The organism is Pararhizobium sp. P1_E7, from assembly GCF_056405855.1.
The window spans coordinates 1-2,268 of record NZ_JBFUBH010000175.1 but is presented as its reverse complement, the minus strand read 5'-3'; the positions used below and the strand labels follow the sequence as shown (position 1 = coordinate 2,268).

Below are 2,268 nucleotides of genomic sequence, written 5' to 3'. Positions count from 1 at the left end.
ACCCGGGGTAGTTGTAGTACCCGAAGCAAGTGGCATCCTGCAGCAACGCGTCGCGCTCGGTCAAAAACGCCCGGCAAAAAATCACCTTCGCTGTTTTGACCAGGATCGCCAGTTGCTGCCGCGCGTAATCGGCACAAGTCCCCGCGAAACCCTCCTTCTGATTGACCATGTCGCCGGCACAGGGCTCCAGTCCATAAAGGTGCAAGCGGGTCTTGGATTCGATGGCGATCTCGACCGGCGTTACGACTGCGAAACCGTTCGCCGATGCAAAACCTTTTCGATCGACCACCTTCCCTGCGGGGTCATAATACTCCACGACCAGAACAGTTTTTCCAGGAGCAGCCAGCGATTTGACGTAGGCCGGATCGATCGTTCCGCCTGCCCAGCACGATGGAGCGACCAGGAACAGGCATAGCGAAAACACCATCGTTTTTTTGCGGTTCCTTACCTCATTTGTTCTCATCGCCGCGACTCCACAACGCAATTTTCTTCTTTTCGACTCGAATTTTTCGATATAAGAATGAACACAAACGGTAAAAGAATCAACCGGGAAATTGGCTGGAATCAGGGTTGGAGTCTCGATTTGCAGTCAGCGATCAGCGGATGAGTTAGATTGAAATAGGGGATTTCTGTGTTGAAGTTATTGTCGCCCTTCCTTACAGCCGCCGTTCTGGTAGCATGGCATTCACCAGTTTACCCGTTTGATTCTAATCGATTTTATTCGGGCGAGATCTCCGCGTCAGAAACTGAAATCTCAAGAGACCATGTCAAAGGACCTGTAAGCGAAGACACGTTCGAGCTGGCGCCCTCGGGGCGGATTGACAGGATCTCCGCCACTGAGGTCTCGAACACGGTCGGTTTTAATTTTTCGCACAACGGCCACACAGCCGACAACACAACCGACCATCGATCGGGCGTAAATCCAACGGAAGATTTGAACAACTCTTATTCATATTCGAGGAACACAGACGGCTTCACGCGCGAGTGCGGGCCGTCGCCGATGACCGTCGCAGAGATCGAGGAACTCGTCGGGAGAACCGCACAATCCTACGGGGTCGATCCGGGCTTTGCCAAGGCGATCGCATGGGTCGAAAGCCGGTTCGACCGAAACCGCAATAGCCAACAGGGCGCCCGCGGTCCGATGCAACTCATGCCCGCCACGGCAACCGGACTCGGCGTGAATGATATCTGCGACCCGGTTGCAAATATCGATGGTGGCATTCGCCATCTCAAGCTGATGCTGGAAAAATTCCAAAATCCGATCCTTGCGGCCGCAGCATACAATGCGGGTGCGCAAGCCGTCTATGACAGCGGTGGCGTTCCCCCGTTCGGCGAAACTGTTCGCTACGTCACTGATGTCATCAACCATCAAATGGGTCTGAAGATGCCGCCCAAGGCTGCGGCCCGTGGAATTGCTGCCGGCACCATAAGCCCCTCCTCCAATGAAATGGCCAGTGATGTGATCGGTGCGCGTGGCAGCCGATTCATCAAGGGCGTCATGCAGTTCTGAACGCTAAAGGAGTCATCGAATGAACATCAGCCTTTCATCAAACCAAAAGAGGGCAATCCACGTTGTCGGTATGATGTCGGTGATCATCGTGTCACAGCTCGTCACGGCTGACGTCGCCATGGCGCAGGCAACCAACCAGGCATTCGCCCCGCTTCAGACCGTCGTCCAGGCCGTGGTTGACTTCATTACCGGCCCGTTTGGCCGACTGGTCGCCATCATCGCGGTCATCGGCTTGGGTTTTTTGGCCTTTGCTGGCCGGTTGAGCTGGTTCACCGCAGGCGCAGTCGTGCTCGGCATTGGTCTGGTCTTCGGTGCACCCGCGATTGTTGACCAGTTGATGTCGACGGTCGGGAACTGACGGATGGCTGAGTTTGAAGACGACAAGCCCGTCCTAACCCCTCTCATCATTGGCTTAACCCGGTCGCCGACGCTCTGGGGCGTTCCCTACATGGCCGTGGTCCTGGTCATCGGCCTGACGATCATCGCCTGGCTCACTACCAATACCGTCTGGGCGCTGCTGACGGCGCCTGTCGCCTACGTGATCCTGTTCACGCTGTGCACCTGGGACAGCCGGATCCTCGACGTGCTGCAGGTCGCAACACGCCTGACCCCCAAGACCCCGAACAAAACATTTTGGGGTGCCAACTCTTACGGACCGTGACCGTCATGCTGAAGCTCATTCGAGAAGAACTCGGGTTTGGCAACAGACTCAGCCGCGAAAAACCAATGGCGAAGCATATCCCCTACCTGCGGCATGT

At 55.9% G+C, this 2,268-nt stretch carries 4 protein-coding genes; 3 read left to right on the top strand and 1 reads right to left on the bottom strand.

Translation table 11 applies throughout. The annotated features are described in order from the left end of the window. The coding region (locus AC1D17_RS28555; protein ID WP_477568575.1) for a hypothetical protein at window positions 1–463 on the bottom strand (463 nt) is incomplete at its 3' end. Between the two features lie 168 nt (window positions 464–631). Here AC1D17_RS28555 and AC1D17_RS28550 point away from each other — a divergent pair. The 3 genes from AC1D17_RS28550 to AC1D17_RS28540 are packed head-to-tail and all read left to right on the top strand — an operon-like array spanning window position 632 to window position 2,171. Continuing rightward, window positions 632–1,510 carry a lytic transglycosylase domain-containing protein gene (locus tag AC1D17_RS28550; protein WP_477568574.1) on the top strand — a complete coding sequence of 293 codons (879 nt, stop codon included), beginning with the start codon at window positions 632–634 and terminating at the stop codon, window positions 1,508–1,510. 19 nt (window positions 1,511–1,529) lie between these two features. Next, on the top strand, window positions 1,530–1,868 hold the full coding sequence (locus AC1D17_RS28545) for a TrbC/VirB2 family type IV secretion system protein (protein WP_477568573.1): 339 nt from the start codon (window positions 1,530–1,532) through the stop codon (window positions 1,866–1,868). Between the two features lie 3 nt (window positions 1,869–1,871). Continuing rightward, on the top strand, window positions 1,872–2,171 hold the full coding sequence (locus AC1D17_RS28540) for a VirB3 family type IV secretion system protein (RefSeq protein ID WP_477568572.1): 300 nt from the start codon (window positions 1,872–1,874) through the stop codon (window positions 2,169–2,171). Window positions 2,172–2,268 lie beyond the last annotated feature (97 nt).

Coding starts and splice junctions, on each gene's coding strand:
- AC1D17_RS28540 (WP_477568572.1), top strand. CDS start 1,872: ATGGCTGAGTTTGAAGACGACAAGCCCGTCCTAACCCCTCTCATCATT.
- AC1D17_RS28545 (WP_477568573.1), top strand. CDS start 1,530: ATGAACATCAGCCTTTCATCAAACCAAAAGAGGGCAATCCACGTTGTC.